This is a genomic window from Halorussus gelatinilyticus (assembly GCF_023238445.1).
Classification (GTDB): domain Archaea; phylum Halobacteriota; class Halobacteria; order Halobacteriales; family Haladaptataceae; genus Halorussus; species Halorussus gelatinilyticus.
The window spans coordinates 1,557,165-1,574,940 of the sequence record NZ_CP096658.1; the positions used below are offsets into that span (position 1 = coordinate 1,557,165).

At 67.5% G+C, this 17,776-nt stretch carries 15 protein-coding genes; 7 read left to right on the forward strand and 8 right to left on the reverse strand.

Annotated features, from left to right (window positions below; genetic code table 11):
* Nucleotides 1-15 precede the first annotated feature (15 nt).
* A complete protein-coding gene (locus M0R88_RS08090; RefSeq protein WP_248656428.1) occupies nt 16-3,315 on the reverse strand; it encodes a right-handed parallel beta-helix repeat-containing protein in 3,300 nt (1,099 codons plus the stop codon).
* Between the two features lie 149 nt (nt 3,316-3,464).
* Nucleotides 3,465-4,259, reverse strand: coding sequence for a sulfurtransferase (locus M0R88_RS08095; protein WP_248656429.1), 795 nt, complete (start codon nt 4,257-4,259; stop codon nt 3,465-3,467).
* 233 nt (nt 4,260-4,492) lie between these two features.
* On the opposite strand from M0R88_RS08095, the gene M0R88_RS08100 reads away from it, so the two are divergent.
* Nucleotides 4,493-5,359, forward strand: coding sequence for a sulfurtransferase (locus tag M0R88_RS08100; protein ID WP_248656430.1), 867 nt, complete (start codon nt 4,493-4,495; stop codon nt 5,357-5,359).
* A gap of 124 nt (nt 5,360-5,483) precedes the next feature.
* On the opposite strand, the gene M0R88_RS08105 is transcribed toward M0R88_RS08100, so the two are convergent.
* Complete coding sequence (locus tag M0R88_RS08105; RefSeq protein WP_248656431.1) at nt 5,484-6,353, reverse strand: SDR family oxidoreductase; 870 nt, start codon at nt 6,351-6,353, stop codon at nt 5,484-5,486.
* A gap of 326 nt (nt 6,354-6,679) precedes the next feature.
* Here M0R88_RS08105 and M0R88_RS08110 point away from each other — a divergent pair, with 326 nt between their 5' ends.
* From M0R88_RS08110 to uvrB, 4 genes are all read left to right on the forward strand, one after another.
* Nucleotides 6,680-7,792, forward strand: coding sequence for a sensor histidine kinase (locus tag M0R88_RS08110; RefSeq protein ID WP_248656432.1), 1,113 nt, complete (start codon nt 6,680-6,682; stop codon nt 7,790-7,792).
* Between the two features lie 123 nt (nt 7,793-7,915).
* Nucleotides 7,916-8,149 carry a hypothetical protein gene (locus M0R88_RS08115; protein ID WP_248656433.1) on the forward strand — a complete coding sequence of 78 codons (234 nt, stop codon included), beginning with the start codon at nt 7,916-7,918 and terminating at the stop codon, nt 8,147-8,149.
* A gap of 110 nt (nt 8,150-8,259) precedes the next feature.
* Entirely contained in the window at nt 8,260-8,898 is a 639-nt protein-coding gene (locus M0R88_RS08120; protein WP_248656434.1) for a rubrerythrin family protein, read from the forward strand.
* A gap of 188 nt (nt 8,899-9,086) precedes the next feature.
* The gene (uvrB, locus tag M0R88_RS08125) at nt 9,087-11,150 is read left to right on the forward strand and encodes an excinuclease ABC subunit UvrB (RefSeq protein ID WP_248656435.1); all 2,064 of its coding nucleotides are present in this window, start codon (nt 9,087-9,089) and stop codon (nt 11,148-11,150) included.
* 10 nt (nt 11,151-11,160) lie between these two features.
* Here the strand turns inward: uvrB and M0R88_RS08130 are convergent, their stop codons facing one another.
* Nucleotides 11,161-11,559, reverse strand: a complete 399-nt coding sequence (locus M0R88_RS08130) for a hypothetical protein (RefSeq protein WP_248656436.1) — start codon at nt 11,557-11,559, stop codon at nt 11,161-11,163.
* 216 nt (nt 11,560-11,775) lie between these two features.
* On the opposite strand from M0R88_RS08130, the gene M0R88_RS08135 reads away from it, so the two are divergent.
* A complete protein-coding gene (locus M0R88_RS08135) occupies nt 11,776-12,645 on the forward strand; it encodes a sulfite exporter TauE/SafE family protein (RefSeq protein WP_248656437.1) in 870 nt (289 codons plus the stop codon).
* 15 nt (nt 12,646-12,660) lie between these two features.
* On the opposite strand, the gene M0R88_RS08140 is transcribed toward M0R88_RS08135, so the two are convergent.
* Nucleotides 12,661-13,839 carry an SPFH domain-containing protein gene (locus M0R88_RS08140; RefSeq protein ID WP_248656438.1) on the reverse strand — a complete coding sequence of 393 codons (1,179 nt, stop codon included), beginning with the start codon at nt 13,837-13,839 and terminating at the stop codon, nt 12,661-12,663.
* A gap of 67 nt (nt 13,840-13,906) precedes the next feature.
* Here M0R88_RS08140 and M0R88_RS08145 point away from each other — a divergent pair, with 67 nt between their 5' ends.
* Complete coding sequence (locus M0R88_RS08145; RefSeq protein WP_248656439.1) at nt 13,907-14,242, forward strand: hypothetical protein; 336 nt, start codon at nt 13,907-13,909, stop codon at nt 14,240-14,242.
* A 56-nt stretch (nt 14,243-14,298) separates the two neighbouring features.
* On the opposite strand, the gene M0R88_RS08150 is transcribed toward M0R88_RS08145, so the two are convergent.
* From M0R88_RS08150 to M0R88_RS08160, 3 genes are read right to left on the reverse strand one after another with little or no spacing between them, the layout of a single operon-like run.
* Nucleotides 14,299-15,567 (reverse strand): YcaO-like family protein, encoded by a 1,269-nt coding sequence (locus tag M0R88_RS08150; RefSeq protein WP_248656440.1) that lies wholly within the window; start codon nt 15,565-15,567, stop codon nt 14,299-14,301.
* Nucleotide 15,568: 1 nt separating this feature from the next.
* Nucleotides 15,569-16,690: a TOMM precursor leader peptide-binding protein gene (locus M0R88_RS08155; RefSeq protein ID WP_248656441.1), complete on the reverse strand. Its 1,122-nt coding sequence runs from the start codon at nt 16,688-16,690 to the stop codon at nt 15,569-15,571.
* Nucleotides 16,687-17,631 carry a SagB/ThcOx family dehydrogenase gene (locus M0R88_RS08160; protein ID WP_248656442.1) on the reverse strand — a complete coding sequence of 315 codons (945 nt, stop codon included), beginning with the start codon at nt 17,629-17,631 and terminating at the stop codon, nt 16,687-16,689. The genes M0R88_RS08155 and M0R88_RS08160 overlap by 4 nt, the downstream gene beginning before the upstream one ends.
* Between the last annotated feature and the right edge of the window lie 145 nt (nt 17,632-17,776).

A 17,776-nucleotide genomic window follows, 5' to 3' on the forward strand; every position in this document is an offset into this window, starting at 1 on the left:
GGTCGAACTCGTTTTTCAGTCGAGTACGAAGCGCACCAGCGCCCACAGCAGGACGACGAGCGCGACCCACAGCGCACCGCCGCCGACGCCGAGCGCGAGCAGTCCGTCGGTGCCGAGCAGTCCGGAGACGACCCAGACCGCGATTCCGGCCACCGCGAGCCCGTTGATGGTCTTCCCGCCGACCGAGACGCCCGCGCGCCGGACCGTCTGGACCGCGCCGACCCCGCCGAGGACGAGTCCGCCGCCGTAGAGGAGGAGACCGAGGAGACCGCCGAGCGTCGTGAACGCGGTCAACTGCGGGAAGAGACCGTTCTCGGAACTGTCCGGGAGCGTCGTCGTGGTCGCCGGCGACTCGGACGCGTTCGCGGTCGTGGTCCCGGTCGGCGCGGAGACGGTCGTCGTGCGAATCGCCGACCGGTTCCGGACCGCGACGGTCGCGTTCGCGGCCGACGCGCTCTCGACGCCCAAGTCGTCCTCCACGACCAGCGAGACGGTGTAGTTCCCCGTGGATTGGAAGGTTGCGGTCGCCTCGGGGGACGACGGTCCGCTCCGGGTCGGTCCCGAAACGTTTTCGAGCGTGCCGTTCTCGGGCGGGCGAATCCGGAACCGATACGTCTCGACCCGGCCGTCGGCGTCGCTCGACTGCGTCCCCGAGACGAGGACTCGCTCGCCGACCGGCGCGGGGTTCGGCGAGGCGGTGACGTTCGCCACCGGGCGCTCGCGTCGGGGACCGAACGGCGACGAGGCCGACGGGATGAAGTCGACCCATCCCTGCCGGGTCACGACGAGGTCGCCGGTCCCCTCGGGGTGAATCGAGGCGTGGGTCGGGCCGGCGTCGGCACCCCAGTAGTTGCGCTCGGCGACGACGGTCCGGGTCGCGTTGACGAACAGCCGCGTCGTCGTGTTCGCGTCCACGAGCGTACTCACGTTGACGACCATCCCGCGAACGTGGCCGTACACGTCGTTGCCCCGGACGACGACGCCTTGTCGGTTCTCGTCGCTCTTGCGAAGCACGACGCCGGTCGGGATGTCCTCCGAGAGCGCCCGCACCGCGAGCGCGCCCTCGCTCCCCTCCCAGACGTAGGCGGCCCGGTTCGGTCGGAGGACGACCGTGTACGTGTCGGGCACGCGTCGGTCGAGCATCTCCTCGACCTGCCGGTCGTCCACGAGTCGCTCCAGCGTCGCGCTCACGTCGCCGGTCCGGAAGATAGCGCCCGCCTCGCCCTCCTCGACCACGATGCCGGTTCCCGGCCGGTAGTCCTGCATCGGCACCGGCGCGCCGCCGTAGGTGTTGTAGACGACCGTGTTGTTCAGAATCCGGCCGCCGAACGCGCCCGCCACCCGGATACCGTAGGCGTTCGCGGCCACGAGGTTGTCGGTCAGGTTCACCGCTCCGGCGTGGGTCAGGCTGTTGTCGACGTTCAGGCCGACGCCCGCGTTGTCGAGGACGCGGTTCTCCGCGACCGAGAGGTCGTGGACGACCAGTTCCGTCCGCGCGACGAACCCGTCGCCGCGGTTGTCGGCGAGCGTGTTGTTCCGGACCGCCGAGTGGAGGAACTTCCCGGCGAGGACGCGGACTCCGGCGGCGTCGTTGCGCCGGACGTCGTTGTTCCGGAGCGCGATTCTGGCGACCTCGTTCCCGCGGAGGACGAGTCCCGCCCGCCCGTTGCCCGAAATCTCGTTTCCGCGGACGGTGAGATTTCTGACGCGCGACGACGGCGCGACGACCGAGACGCCCCGGCCGCGGTTGTCGGCGAACCGATTGTCCACCGCCGTCAGCGAGAGGTGCTGGGAGTAGTACCGCGGTCGGTGGCGGACGCGCAGGCCGGTCGCGCTGTCGGTGACGACGTTCGCAGCGAGTCGAATCCGGTCCACGTTCCCGTCGTGCGCGTAGAGACCGATGCCCGCGTCGGCTCGGGAGACGCGATTTTTCCGGAGCGTCAGGTCGGCGGCCCGGCGCGAGACGACCCGGATGCCGTCCGCGGTCGGACCGATTTCGGCGAGGCGGTTCCCGGCGACGACGACCGGGCCGACCTCCCGCCCGCGTAACGCGATTCCCGACCCGCGGGCGTCCGAAACGGAGTTGCCGGTGACGCGGACGTTGCGGACCTCGTCGGCCGCGACGAACACGCCCTGCTCGCCGACCGACTCGAACGTCGAGTCCCGGACCGTGACGCCGCCGACGCGACTCGTCGCCTCGTCAAGCGCCGGTTGACCGCCGTCCGAGCGCAGGCGGAACGGGAGGACGGTCGTCGCGGTCTGGGCGACGCCCTTCGTCCGGACGGCGACTTCGACCGGATACGTCCCGTACGTGTTCGGGTTCTCTACCCACTCGTACGCGACCCGAAGCGTCGCGTCGGCCGGAATCGTGACCGACCGCCGGAGCCGTATCTCGTAGCTGTTCTTATCGGAACTGTTCACCTCCTTCACGAGCGGCAACAGCGACCGCTCGACGCTCCCGTTGTCGTTGAGGTCGAGACCGAACCGTCTGAAGGAACTGCGGTTCATGTGACTGACGTCGCCGTGGCCGCGATAGGAGACCCGGAGAGCGTCCATCGTCGTGTCGAGACCGGGCCGGAGCGCGATCTGGTGCTCCGTCCGGTTGCTGGGCTCGGTCGAGTTCGAGGTGACGCGCGACTCGCCGACCGCGCCCGTGCCGGGCGTCAGCGCGACGCCCCGCCCGCCCACGTCGGCGAACGTCGAGTCCTCGACGGTCAGTCTGGGCGTCCGGGCCACGTCGGCGACTCGGACGCCGTCCCGCGAGACGTTCCGGACCGTGACGTGCGACAGCGAGAGTCGGCCCGCGGAACTGCCCACCGTCAGGGCGGTCGTCGCGTTCTCGACGGTGACGTGCGACAGCGAGAGCCGGGAGTTCGGCCCGCCCTCGTACCGAATCGACGCCCAGCGAACGTCGTCGGGGGCCTGCGGTGCGGTCGCGATAGTCACCGGGTCGCTCGCGGCCCCCGCCACGGTGAGGTTGCCCTCGACCGTAATCCGGATGTCCGCCGCGGGTTGGACGGCGGTGCCGGGTTCGACCGTGAGCGTCGCGCCCTCCTCGACGGTCACGTCCGCCGCGATGCGGTAGGGACCGCCCTCGGCGGTCCACGTGGTGTTCTCGGTCACGTCGTCTTCGACGTAGGTCACGTCCGCTCGGGCGGCGTCCGCCGCCTCACCGGGCGCGACCGTGGCGGCCGACTCCGCGGCGGGGTCGGCCGAGGCGTCCGCCGGAACCGCGACCGCGGCCAGTCCGACCGGTGAGGCGGACAGGCCGACGACCAAGAACAGGGCGAGCGTTCGGGTGAGCGCGCGATTCACACTGGTCTTTCAGAGATGCAAAGTATAAATCATACCCTTCGAGACCTGTTCGGAGGTGGGAGAGTCGCTCGCGCTCGTCGGCGCTCGCTCGGCGAGCGCCGACGAGTCGGATTCCGGGTCGGTCCTACCCCCGGAGCTACGAGTCGGTCCTACTCCGAAGACTCCGAACTGGTCTCGATGGGGCCGCCGACCGCCTCCCAGTCGGTCAGACTGCCCTCGTAGAACCCCACGTCGTCGTAGCCGAGCGACGCGAGGACGACGTAGGTGTGGCTGATGCGCCGGGCGGTGTTGCAGTAGAGGACGACGCGCTTGTCGGGCGTGACGCCGTGGTCGGCCAGAATCGCCTCCAACTCCTCGCGGGGCTTCAGCCCGCGGGTCTCCTCGTCCACGAGTTCCTTCCAGTCGAGGAGTCGCGCGCCGGGGAGGTGGCCCTCCTCGTACTCCCAGTCGTCGCGGGTGTCCACGAGGACGCTGTCCGGGTCGTCTATCGCCGCCTCGACTTCCTCGTGGTCCACGAAGGGCGAGTGTTCCGGTTCGCGAACCTCGTACGTCGTCGGCTCTACCTCCGGGGCCTCGTCGGACGTTTCGTGTTCGCGCATCCACGAACTGTAGTCGCCGTCGAGCAGGTGGAGGTCGGTGTGGCCGTACGCCTCTGCGGTCACGAGAAACCGCGCCGCGAAGACGCCGTGGGTGTCGTCGTAGGCGACGACGGTGTCGTCCGCGGCGATGCCCGCTTCGCCGAGCAGTTCGGCCCACGCGTCTTCGCCGGGAAGCGTGCCGGGGGCGTCGCTCTCCTCGTCGCGGAAACTGTCGAAGGGGACGTTGACCGCGCCGGGAACGTGGCCGATGCCGTCGTACTCCCACGCGTCGCGCACGTCCACGACCCGCACCTCGCCGAGATGGTCGGCGAGTCGGTCGGCGCTGACTACGACGTTCTCGTTCATCGGCCGGGGGTAGGACGGCCGCGGCTAAATGCCTCGGGTTCCGGCGGCTCCTCGCCCAATCTCACAGCTACCGGCAACTCTCTCTGCTTCTCGGAAAAACAGACACGTCGAACGTGACCGGGGCGGAGCCAGCACACCGGGTCTCGGCAATACTCTCCGGGAAAGGGGACAGAAGGCGTAAGCTACCGTAAGTAAAGAGGATATAACGCGGGGACGTGAACTTCTAGATGGTTATGAGCGATTCAGAGTACGCGAACGACGTCCTCGTCACCGCCGACTGGGTGGCGGACCACCTCGACGAGTTCCAGAGCGACGACCCCGAGTACCGACTCGTGGAGGTAGACGTGGACACCGAGGCCTACGACGAGGCCCACGCGCCGGGCGCTATCGGCTTCAACTGGGAGACCCAACTGCAGGACCAGACCCAGCGCGACATCCTCGAGAAGGCCGACTTCGAGGACCTGCTCGGCTCTCACGGCATCACCGAGGACTCCACCGTGGTCCTCTACGGCGACAACTCCAACTGGTTCGCGGCCTACGCCTACTGGCAGTTCAAGTACTACGGCCACGACGACGTGCGCCTGCTCGACGGCGGCCGCGACTACTGGCTCGACAACGACTACGAGACCACCGACGAGGTGCCGGAGTTCTCCGAGCAGAGCTACGACGCCGCCGGCCCGCGCGAGTCCATCCGCGCCTACCGCGACGACGTGGAGAAGGCCATCGACCGCGGCGTTCCGCTCGTGGACGTCCGCTCGCCCGAGGAGTACAGCGGCGAGGTCCTCGCCCCGCCAGGCCTCCAGGAGACCGCCCAGCGCGGCGGCCACATCCCCGGCGCGAAGAACATCTCGTGGGCCGCGGTCACGAACGACGACGGCACGTTCAAGACCCGCGACGAACTCGCGGACCTCTACGCCGACGAGGGCATCGACGGCGAGGGCACGACGGTCGCGTACTGCCGCATCGGCGAGCGCTCGTCGGTCGCGTGGTTCGCGCTCCACGAACTGCTGGGCTACGACGACACCGTCAACTACGACGGGTCGTGGACCGAGTGGGGCAACCTCGTGGACGCGCCCATCGAAACCGGTAGCGGCGAGTAGCGAGCGTTTCAGTGTCAATATAACTATTTTGGTCGGTCCAAGAACTCCCTGCGAGCAGAGTCGTCTTTCCGGGAGACCACCGATTAGAAAACGCGAATCGTTCGGAATGTTGGCGTTCTCGTTTTCAAATCAGCCCCCACTTCCGTAACCGGACTCCCGCCTTCGCCAACCACCAAGTGGACCTATCATGCACCCGGTCGGGAAGGAACCGCGAGGCGACGATGGTCCGCGCGACCCACCCGACCGGATAGCGCGTCTTCGGGTCCGAGACGGTGGCGACACGGAGAATCGTCTCGGCGACGCGCTCGGGCGCGACCGCCAGCGGGCCGCCGTCGAGCGCGGCACCGCGCTCGTAGAGGTCGTACACGTCGTCGTAGGCCGGGGTGCGCTCGCCGTCGGCCATGCGGTCCATCGCGGTCTCCTCGAAGTTCGTCCGGACCCACGCGGGTTCGACCGCAACCACGTCGATTTCCGGGCCGGCTTCTAATCGGAGCGCGTCGGTCAGGCCTTCGAGCGCGAACTTCGCGGCGCTGTAGGTGCCGAGACCGGGGAACGCCGCCCGACCGAGGACGCTGGAGACGTTGACGATTCGTCCGGAGTCGGGGCGGCCGGTCCCGGCCTCGCGCAGGTGCGGCACGGCGGCGCGCGCGAGGCGGTGTGGCCCGTGAACCAGCACGTCGAACTGCTCGCGGGCGAGGTCGGCCGACACGTCCTCGACTGCGCCGACGACGCCGAACCCGGCGTTGTTGACCAGACAGTCGATGCCGCCGGACTCCCGGACGACCCGCTCCACGACCGCCTCGCACCGCTCGGCGTCGGTCACGTCGAGTTCGGCGGTCTCGCACTCGTCGGCCAGCGGGTCGAGCAGGTCCGCCCGGAGGTCGGTCGCGTAGACGGTCCAGCCCTCGCGGGCGAACGCGCGGGCCGTCCGGCGGCCGATGCCGGAGCCACACCCCGTGACGAGGACGGTTCGGTCGCTCCCAGTTGCGGTCATACTCGCCCTTCGTGCGACCTACGTCAAAACGTTGGGATGTCGAGAGCGGCGGCACTGTCTAGTTAAGCAAACCTCGAACAAACAGGGAGTATAGCTCCTCTGCAACCGTTGTTGAACGAGGTGTCTTACTGCGTCTTTGTTGAGAGAGTTGGTGAGAGTGGCGAATTCGTGTCGCTCATGGCTCACCGCGGCGCCGTCTCAGAACCTAGACACCGTTCTCAGATTATCTACGACTCGTCTATCGCCCCACCGTCTGGCGGTTCCGCTTATCTAGACAGTGCCCGAGCGGCGGAACTATACTCCTCCGGTCACGTCTCTCTCGATAGATGTCATCACTCGGAGAAACCATCGCCGGGCCGCTCTCGCCCGCCGAGACCGGCGACGGTCGGCCGGGCGACGACCTGCGCCGGACCGCCGGAAGCGGCGTCATCGCGCTCACCGGGTTCGGCCTGCTCGTGCCCACCGTCACGCACCTCCTCGACGGACCGGAATCGCTCGTCGCCGGCCTCCTCGCCGGCCTCGGCACCGCGGTCGCGCTCGTCCTCGTCGCCGCGGGGTACCTGATACACCGCGCCGGGTTCTCGGCGACGAACACCCTGCGAATCGCGGGGTGGAACACGCTCGGCGTCGTCGTCCTCGGATTGGTCCTCGCGCTGGTCTACCTCTACCGACCGCTCGCGGTCCCGCCGTTCGTCGTGGCGACCGTACTGGGCGTCAGCGCGGCCGCGCACGTCATCATCGGCGTCAACGACGTGCGCCGGATTCGGGCCGAAGAGCTGGCGACCGAGCGCGAGAAGACCGCAGTGCTGAACCGTCTCATCCGCCACAACCTCCGCAACGACGTGCAGGTGTTGGGCGGGTTCGCCGAGCGACTGACGACCGAGGTGGCGGACCCGGAACTCGCCGACGTGGCCGGTCGGGTCGAGCGCAAGGCCGACGACCTCGGCGGGATGTACGAGAAGGTCGCGGACATCCAACAGACCATCGAGGGCGAGGCGGCCGCGACTCGGAGCGTCGAACTCGGGCCGGTCGCCGACGAGGTGGTCGGGGAGTTCCGCGAGGAGTACCCCGCGGCCGGAATCGGGGTCTCGATTCCGGCCGGACTCTCGGTCCGGGCGAACGAGCAGTTGCGGCGCGTCCTCGCCAATCTCGTGGAGAACGCCGCGGACCACCACGGCGGCGAGGCCCCGAGCGTGCGACTCGCCGCCGAGCGGTCGGGCGACCGCGTGGAGATTCGCGTCGCCGACGACGGGCCGGGCATCCCCGACGACGAGGTGGCGGTGCTGACCGGCGACCGCGACCTCACGCAACTCGACCACGGGAGCGGGTTCGGTCTCTGGCTCGTGAAGTGGGTCGTGGACGGCTACGGCGGCGACCTGCGCTTCGAGGAGAGCGATTCGGGCGGAACCGTCGTCGCGGTGACGCTCGACGCGGCGTAGCGATTCGGGCGGTTCAACGTCGGACGTCTGTGACGCACGTCTTCATTTCTTGGAGTAAATTACTTATTACAATAGGTTGTTGTGTGTTATCACTGCGCCAGTTCACTGACGCAGGTGACACTCATGACACTTCAAACAGCGAAAGTCCTGCTCGTCGCAACCGTCGTATTGACCACGTTCGCGGCCGGTGCGACGGCGACGACCGATGCGACGGTAGACGCACAGCCCATCACTAACGATGCGACCTCCCTCGACAACGTCGTGGAGAACGACGAGTTCTGCCAGATGTCGTCGGGCGTCACCATCATGTGCGGCGGTGCCGGCGGTTGCTCCGACCCCGAAGTGACCTACTGCTAACCGGTGCGGACGGGCCATCGTCCGACGACGAATCCCGGACGGTCGGTCTTCCGCCCGGACTTCTCGCCGGAGACGCTACTTACAAGCGACTGGTTTCCGTAGACCGGCACATGAACGCCGACGAATTCCTCGATTTGGTCCGCGACGACAACGAGACCGCGCTCTCTCGACTCGGCTCCTCGAAGTCGCTCTACGCCGAGACCGAGGGCAAGATGGAACCCGAGACCGTCTTTCGCGCCGCCGCGGACGCCGAGTTCGCCGCCAGCGAGACGTTCCGGCAGTGGGCCGACGACGCGGCCGCCGAGTCGGTCCGAGAGGCGTTCGCCGACTTCGCCGACCAAGAGCGCGACCACTACGAACAAGTCGTCGGGAAACTGGACGAGGACGTCGCGGACCACGAGCCGAGCGAAGTGCCCGCCATCCACGAGTACCTGCGCGACCTCGACGGCGACCCGGCCCGCGTCGGCGGGTTCTTGGGTCGCACCGTGGCCAGCGAGAAGTCCAAAGAGCAGATGGTCGGCTTCTTCGTCGGGCAGGCCGACCCCCAGACCGCCCAACTGTTCCGCGACTTGGGCGACGACTTGGACGGGCAGTTGGAGCGCGGGACCGAACTGCTGGCCGACGTGTGCGAGAGCGACGCGGACTGGGACGCCGCGCTCGACGCGGCCAGCGGCGCGATTCAGGCGGCCTACGACGAGTACACCGAGACGCTGGAAGGGATGGGCGTGAATCCGAAGCCGGTGTGCTGAACGCCTTTTCCTGCGGTCGGCTGCTCCGCTCCCGACGACACGTCGGTCGTCTCGGTGGTCCTCCCTCGGTCCGCTCGCTCACGTCGGTTCGCTCGCGGTACAATTACCGGATCTGACGGACCGATAGTGGACCTTCGGCGACCGCCGACGAGGGGGTAAAGTACCTCCAATCCTTACCTCGCTACACAATGAGCGACGCCGACAGCGGGCCGCTTTCGCCCGACAGACCCGAGGCCGAGTCGGACTTCCGGGTCGATGCGCCCTTCGACCCCGCCGGGGACCAACCGGAAGCCATCGAGCAGTTGGCCGAGGGGTTCCGGTCGGGCATGGACAAACAGACGTTGCTCGGGGTGACGGGGTCGGGCAAGACCAACACCGTCTCGTGGGTCGTCGAGGAGATTCAGCAACCGACGCTCGTCATCGCCCACAACAAGACGCTCGCCGCCCAACTCTACGAAGAGTTCCGCAACCTCTTCCCCGACAACGCCGTCGAGTACTTCGTCAGTTACTACGACTACTACCAACCGGAGGCGTACGTCGAGCAGACCGACAAGTACATCGAGAAGGACGCCTCCATCAACGAGGAGATAGACCGCCTGCGTCACTCCGCCACGCGCTCGCTGTTGACGCGCGACGACGTAATCGTGGTCGCGTCGGTCTCCGCGATTTACGGGCTGGGCGACCCGCGAAACTACGAGGAGATGAGCCTGCGCCTCGAAGTCGGCGACGAGGTGGGCCGCGACGAACTGCTCGCGCGACTCGTGGACCTGAACTACGAGCGCAACGACGTGGACTTCACGCAGGGCACGTTCCGCGTGCGGGGCGATACCGTCGAGATATTCCCGATGTACGGCCGGTACGCCGTGCGCGTCGAGCTGTGGGGCGACGAGATAGACCGCATGATGAAGGTGGACCCCTTGGAGGGCGAAGTCGTCTCCCAGGAGTCGGCGGTGCTGGTCCACCCCGGCGAACACTACTCCATTCCAGAGCAGACGATGGACGACGCCATCGCCGAAATCGAGGACGACTTGGACGACCGCATCCGGTACTTCGAGCGGAACAACGACCTCGTGGCCGCCCAGCGCATCGAGGAGCGCACGACCTTCGATTTGGAGATGATGAAGGAGGCCGGCTACTGTTCGGGCATCGAGAACTACTCGGTGTACCTCTCCGATAGGGAACCGGGCGACGCTCCCTTCACGCTGCTGGACTACTTCCCCGACGACTTCCTCACCGTCATCGACGAGTCCCACCAGACCGTTCCGCAGATAAAGGGCCAGTTCGCGGGCGACAAGTCCCGGAAGGACTCGCTGGTCGAAAACGGCTTCCGCCTGCCGACCGCCTACGACAACCGGCCGCTCACCTTCGAGGAGTTCGAGGAGAAGACCGACCAGACCCTCTACGTCTCGGCGACCCCCGCCGACTACGAGCGCGAGCAGAGCGACCAGATAGTCGAACAGATCGTCCGCCCGACCCACCTCGTGGACCCGAAAGTCGAGGTGTCGGACGCCGAGGGCCAGATAGACGACCTGATGGACCGCATCGAGCGCAGGACGGAGAACGACGAGCGCGTGCTGGTCACGACGCTGACCAAGCGCATGGCCGAGGACCTGACCGAGTACCTCGAAGAGGCCGGCGTCGCGGTCGAGTACATGCACGACGAGACCGACACTCTGGAGCGCCACGAACTCGTCCGGGGCCTGCGCCTCGGCGAGTTCGACGTGCTGGTCGGCATCAACCTCCTGCGCGAGGGACTGGACATCCCGGAGGTCTCGCTCGTCGCCATCCTCGACGCCGACCAGCAGGGGTTCCTCAGGTCCGAGACCTCGCTCGTCCAGACGATGGGTCGGGCCGCCCGAAACGTCAACGGTGAGGTCGTCCTCTACGCCGACGAGGTCACGGACGCGATGGACGCCGCAATCGGCGAGACCCAGCGCCGCCGCCGCATCCAGCAGGAGTACAACGAGGAACACGGCTTCGAGGCGACGACCATCGAGAAGGAGGTCTCGGACGCCAACCTGCCGGGGAGCAAGACCGACACCTCCGGCGTCACGTCGGGCGAACCCGAGACCGACGACGAGGCCGAGGCGCGCATCGAGGAGTTAGAGGAGCGCATGAACGAGGCGGCGAGCAACCTCGAATTCGAACTCGCGGCCGACATCCGCGACCGCATCCGGGAGTTGCGCGAGGAGTTCGAGGTCGACGTAGACGTGGAGGGCGAGGGCGTGCCGGAACCGACCGACGGGTTCTGACCGAACCCGACTACTCGCTTTCCGCGCTCTGCTCGTCGGCGCGTTCGGGGTCGGTGGTGTCGCCTTCGGTCTCGTCGCCGTCCAACTCGCCGTCTCCGTCGAAGCCGTCTTTCGTCAACTCGTCGGCGGGCGTCGTCCCCTTGTCGTCCACGTACATGTCCGCGTTGCCCTTCTCCATCCGGATGCCGTGCCAATCGACGCCCCACTCGGTGAGGCGCGCCACGGTGTCCTGTGCGGCCTCCCACGGGCGGGCGGTCCAGATGATGATGGTGTTGTCCTCGGCGTACTGCTCGTTGACCCACTGAACCATCTCCTCGTCGGGGTCCTCGGGTTCCTCGTGGATGTAACTGCGCTCGCCCTCGGTCAGCGTCTTGTCGAAATCGACTGCGATGCGCTCGTGGTCGGGCATAGGTCTGGTCCGGGAGCGCGGCCCAAAGGAGTGATGGCCCGTCCGTCGGACCGGTTCGACCGACGAACAATCACCATCGAACAGCATATTTATCGTCGTCATTAAGACTTTTTTACCGACCCTCTGTTAGCCGCGGGCACTATGTACCAAGCCACAGCGGACGCGCGCTCCGACCCCGGACACCCCATCGAGCCGCCCACAGGAGGATTTACGTAGATGGCGCTCCCCCTCGGTTTCTCGGTCCTCGGCCTGCTGACGTTTCTGGTCCTCACGTTCACAATCTGTACGACGGTCAACACGTTTGCGATGGAGGCGGCCGTCCTCTTCGTGCCCGCCTTCCTGTTCGTCTATCCGGAACTCGTTCCGGCGTTCCCCGACGTGCCGCTACAGGCCGCCATCGGTCTCGCGCTGTTCGTGGAACTGTTCGGATACACGAGTAGCGTCTCGGCGTACTACTACCGGGGTCACGTGGACCTCGACGCCGCCAAGGCCATCTTGGCTATCAGTGTCCCGGTCGCGGTCGTCACACGGGCGCTCTCGTACTTCGCCCCTTCGGCCGCGCTCAAGGTCCTCTTCGGCGGGATGCTCATCGGTCTCTCAGCGGTGCTGTTCCGCGCCCACGACGGCGACGACCACCAGAAGGCCGTCGCCGCGGACGGAGGGACCCCGATTTCGACGGCCTCGACCTTCGACCGCTACGACCGACTCGTCGCGGGCGTCGGCGGCACGATGGCCGGGTTCGTCGCCATCGCCATCGGCGAACTCACCCAGACTCTACTCACGGTTCGCAAGCGCGTCTCGGTCCGGCTCTCGACCGGGACGAGCGCGCTCGTCCTCCACGGGACCATCGTCGCCGCGCTGGTCACGAATCTGCTCCTACTGAAGTACGCCCCGCCGAGTTTCAGCGGCCACAGCTTCACCGTCCCCTTCGACTTCGGTCTCGTCGCCGGGATGACGTGTCTGGTCGGCGGGCAGGCGGGCGCGTTCATCAACAGTCGCGTCTCCGAGCGGACGACCATCCGCGCGATGATGGTCGTCTACTCGCTGGTCGGCGCGTTCGTCCTGTTCCGGGTCTTCTTCCTCTGAACGGGCGCGCCGGCGTCAGTACTCGCTGTTCTCGACTTCGACGCTCCCGTCCGCGTTCTCGAAGTCGTCGTCCGCGTTCTCGGGACCGTGACCCGCGTTGCTACCGTTCAGTTCCACATCCTCGGTATCTAACTCGCCCGCCAGTTCGTCCACCTCGTCCAGTCCGAGCAGTTCCCGCGTCTCGGCGTCGAAGTCGAGGCTTTCGAGGTCGCCGTTTTGCGATTTCACGTCGCTTCCGGTGAGGTGCTTGCCGTAGCGACCCACCATCGACGTGAGTTCCTGCGGGAGGACGAAACTGGTCGAGTCGCCCTGTCCGATGGCGTCGAGCGTCTCCAACCCCTTGTCGATGACCGCGCGCTCGCCCATCGACTCGGCGGACTCGGCGCGGAGGACGGTCGAAATCGAGTCGCCCTGCGCCTCCAGAATCTGGCTCTGCTTCTCGCCCTGTGCGCGGATGACCTCCGAGGCCTTCTCGCCCTCCGCCTTCTCGACGGCGCTCCGGCGCTCGCCCTGCGCTTCCAGAATCATCGCGCGTCGGCGGCGCTCGGCCGCGGTCTGTTGCTCCATCGCGCTCACGACGGTCGGCGTGGGCATCACCGACTGGACTTCGACCGCTTCGACCCGGACGCCCCAGTCGTCGGTCGGCCGGTCCAGTTCCTCGTGGATGCGGGCGTTTATCTCCTTTTGCTGTCGGAGCGTCTCGTCGAGTTCCATGTCGCCCACCACCGCCCGGAGCGTGGTCTGAGCGAGGTCCGAGACCGCCTTCTTGTAGTCCTCGACCTCCAGGTACGCCTTCTCGGCGTCCATCACGCGGATGTAGATGACCGCGTCGGCGGTCACCGGCGAGTTGTCCTCGGTGATGGCCTCCTGCTCGGACACGTCGAGGGTCTGGGTCCGCATGTCGAAGGTGTGGGTCTCGCTCACCAGCGGCGGCACGACGTTCAGGCCCGGTCCCAGCAGTTCCCGGTACTCGCCGAACACCGTCAGCGCGCGCTTCTCGTAGGCCCCCACGATTTCGACCGCGCTGGAGAGCACCGCGAGTCCGAGTCCGAGCGCCAGCAACCCGAGTACCGTCAGGGGGTCCGTCACGGGGAGGACGACGAGGAGCGCGAGGACCGCGACGACGCCCGCCAGCAGGCGCGAGACGTTGCGCCCGGCGGAGAGTCGCCCCAACTCGTAGAAGGGGTTGTTCATGTCGTTGAATCGAGGCTAAGGGGGCTTAACGTTTGACGTTTATGTCGCTGGCCGGACAAAGGGAGGTATGGCCAACACGCGCGTCGTCTTGGCGAAGGGGTTCTCGGTCGGCGTCGTCGTCATGCTCGGACTCATCGGTTCGTACGTCCTCCTCGCGCTCGGCGGCTTCTCGCAGGGGGGCCTGCTGTACTACCTGCTGACGTTCTCGTTCGCGCTGACCGCGACCCGCGGTATCTGGACCGGTCGGTACAAGGTGGCGACTATCGGCGCGGTCGGGATGTTCGTCGTGTCCGCGATTCAGGGCGCGGCCGGCGCGCTCGCGCTCGGACTGTCGGTGCTGTTGCTGGTCGCGCTCGTCGTCGGGTACTCGGGCCGGACGCGGGAACATCTGAGCGACGGCTGACAGTGCGAGAATCGCTCCGACGAGGTTTGGCGGTATCGACTCGTCTCTCGCGGCCGCTACGGATACGGATGGGGCATCTCCGGAACGTCCACCTCGGCTAGCCGCGGGTGGTCGGCCGGCGGGAGCGACGACGGCGGGAACGGGACGAGTTCGGGGACGACGACCCGGACCACGCGGATGCCGACCTCGCGCACGTCGGGCGTCGTGACCTCGACCGCGACCGGGGTGCAACCCGCGGCGTCCAACCGGTCGAGGTACGCCGCAAGGTCGTCCGCGACGTCCTCGCTCGGTGCGAGCGCAGTCTCCTCGCCCTCCACGAAGAACGAGACGTGTTCGAAGTTCTCGGGCCGTGCGTACAGCAGTGTGTTCTCGGTGAAGTTCCAGATGCGCGCGGGGTCGATGGCGTCGAGGTCGTAGTCGGTACGGACGTGTTCGAGGTAGGGGAACGCTTGGGCGGCTTCGACCATCGCGTCGGTGGCCGCCGCGAGCGGGTCGAAGTCGGCGCTCCCGCCGATGGCGAACTTCGGGTAGCGGTCGCGGTCGTCCACGATGGCGGCCCCGTACGCCGGCACGTCCACCGTCCCGTCGTACTCGAAGACCGACAGGGAACGGTAGTCGCTCGGGAGCAGTCGGTCCCGTCGAGCCGCGAGGTCGGGGGTCGCGGCCACGTCCACGCGTGGCGGCGGAGTCTGCTCGCACCACGTCCGCACGAACGCGTCGCGCTCGACGACCTCGGCCAGCCCAGACAGGACGGCGGCTTCGAGCGTCGGTCCCGCCGCGGCCCCGTTCGAGGTCCCGACGACCGCGTTCGGGTAGTCCGCCAGTTCCCCGACCCGGTTCCAGACGAGATGCGCGGGGACGTAGGACGTGTCGCCGGTCAGCAGGTTCGTCCCGGCGACCCACGGGAGAACCGTGTCCCGCGAGAGGGGGTCGAGGAGTTCGTGGTCGCCCGGTTCGAGGTCGGCCTGTCCGTAGGCCGCCAGACACTCGAAGTCGGGCACCTCGCCCCGCGAGGCCATCTCGTCGTAGCTGGCTTCCACGAGCGCGTCCTCCCGAGGCCAGTGGAGGCAGTAGCGTTCCACGAACTCGCCGACGGTGCTGGTCAGCGTCTCCCGCGCGCCTAGGCCCTTGCCCCCGGCCTCGATGTCGGCGGTGTGGCCTGCTCCGAGCCAGCCGAGATCCGCGTGGTCCACCGCGCCGACGCCCGCGCGCGGGCCGCCTCGGTCGAGCGACGAGTGTGCGAGGTTGCTCACGAGACCGGTCTTCGTCCCGACGAGTCGGTTGTACTCCGACGGGAGCGGTTCGTCGGACTCGGCGAACTCCATGCTACCGACCCCCGTCGCGGCCGCCCCGCTCGGGGTCGTACTCGCCGCGGTTGCGTCGCTTGGCCTCCACCACGTCTTCGATGGTGACGAATCGCTTGTCGTCCACGCCCGCGGGCTTGCCGCAGACCTCGCACCGCGGGAGTCGCAACACGTCGTTGACCTCCGTCGAGAGGTCGAGGAAGTCTACGGTGATCGTCTTGCCGACCGTGTAGGCCTGTCCGTACGCCAGCAGGTTGAGGAGGTCTATCGTCGCGTACCCCGCCAGCATCCGCGAGTAGGCGTGGAGTCCCACCGAGGCGAGGCTCCCCGCGTCGGCCTCGCCGAGTCCGTTCCGGTAGCTCGCGTACCCCTCGGGGTTCGAGAGGTTCGAGACGATGCGCCGCTCCAGACAGTTGTAACAGCCGGTCTCGCCGGGGAAGAACACCGGACCGACCAGTCCGTCGAACCCGCGCCGCTGGACGAGCATCCACGGCGTGTCCGCCTCGTGGGCGACCCGATTGAGTTCGGCCGCGACCGCGGGGTACTCGCCGTCGGCCGCGAACGCGACGTACTCGGCGTCGCGGACGGCGGCGGTCACGTCGTCGTCCAGCAGGGTGACGTTCTCCCGACCGTCGAGGTGCGAGCAGTCGGCGCGGGCGTCCGCGACCGGTTGGGTGACCGCGACCTCCCCGACGCCCGCGCGAGCGAGGTCCGCGGCGATTTGCGGGCCGATTTCGCCCGCGTTCACCACCAGTATCTCGGCGTCCGCCAACCGCCGACAGTTCTCGTCGGCGAACTTCCGGGAGTGGACGAGTTGGGGCCAGCCCTGCGACTCGGGGCGGTCGGCGGCGTCGTAGACGACGTTCTTCTGGGCGAGTCCGTCGAGGAGTTCCAACAGGTCGTCGCGGTCCGCCGAATCGAACTGGGCGAGTATCTCGCCGATGGGGTTGGTGCCGTCGAGCAACGCGAACAGGTCCGCCACCGCCTCCTCGTCGTCGGTCTCCCGGATGGTCATCGCGGGACCGGTCCACGGTCCGGCCCGGACGTGAATCGTGTTCTCGTCGGTCCGCGTCGCCACGAACGCCGGATTCAGGACGGGTTTCGAGAGCGCGCGCTCGATTCGCTCTCGGCGCTCGGGGTTCATCGCCGGCTCCCTCCCTCGGGGAAGTGGTCGGCGCGTCGGGCGTCGGGGACCCCGACGAACCCGGTGTAGATGGCCGCCTCGTCCACGCCGTCCACGCCGAGGAAGTCGTTGACCTCGTTCTCGCGGGCCGCGGCGAAGGGGGCCGACGCCAGCCCCATCGCGGTGGCGACGAGTTGCACGTTCTGGACGACGTGGCCCGACTCCTGGAGCGCGAACCGGTAACCCCGCGGCCCGTACTTGGCCTTGCTCCGCCAGAACGCCCCCGTGAGCGCGAACGCGACCGCGGCGTCGGTCGGGTCGAGGAGGCCGCCGGTGGCGAACAACGCCGCCACCTCGTCGGCGAACTCGTCGTCGCCGCGTTCGAGGACGCGAAGCGCGTGGTCGTCGGGCACGTAGTAGTAAAGCCCTTCGTCGAGGTCGTCGCCCCCGTTCAGCACCGCGAAGTAGATTTCGACCGGGTAGAGACCGCCGCCCGAGGGATACGCGCGACCCAAGTTCTCGACGCCGTCGGCCGCCGAGATGCGTCCGGTCGCTCCGCAACTGTAGTACAGGAGCGTCGAGAGGCGGTCGAGCGAGAGTCCGTCGCCCGAGTACGAACGGACGGTCCGACGGCGGCGCACGGCCTCCGAGAGGTCCACGTCGAACGTCTCGGACGGGGCCGGGAGGTCGATTCGCTCGCGGCCCTCGTACTCCGGGGGTGCCTTCGAGACGGCGTACTGCATCGTCTCGTCGTGGACGAAGTGCGACATCGTAGACTGGTCGCTCCGGTCGGTGTGTTCGGTGTACTTCGTGTTCTCGTGGAACGTCTCCGCGAGGTCGGCCTCGGAGAACTCCTTTCGTCGGAACGCGTCGAGATGCGTGCGGTCGGGAGCGGGGTCGGTACTCCGACGGTCGTACGCGCTCGACATGAGTCGGTTCAGCGCGTCGGTGTCGAGGTCCATATTGGGAAATATTCTCTAATACCGAAACTAAAATCTACGCATCTAGATGGGTGAACTGACCTGCGCCGCGAGCTCGAACGAGCGCTGACTGGATACGTTACGGTATAACCAAAATAATTATTATACGATTGCGTCCAGATAAAAG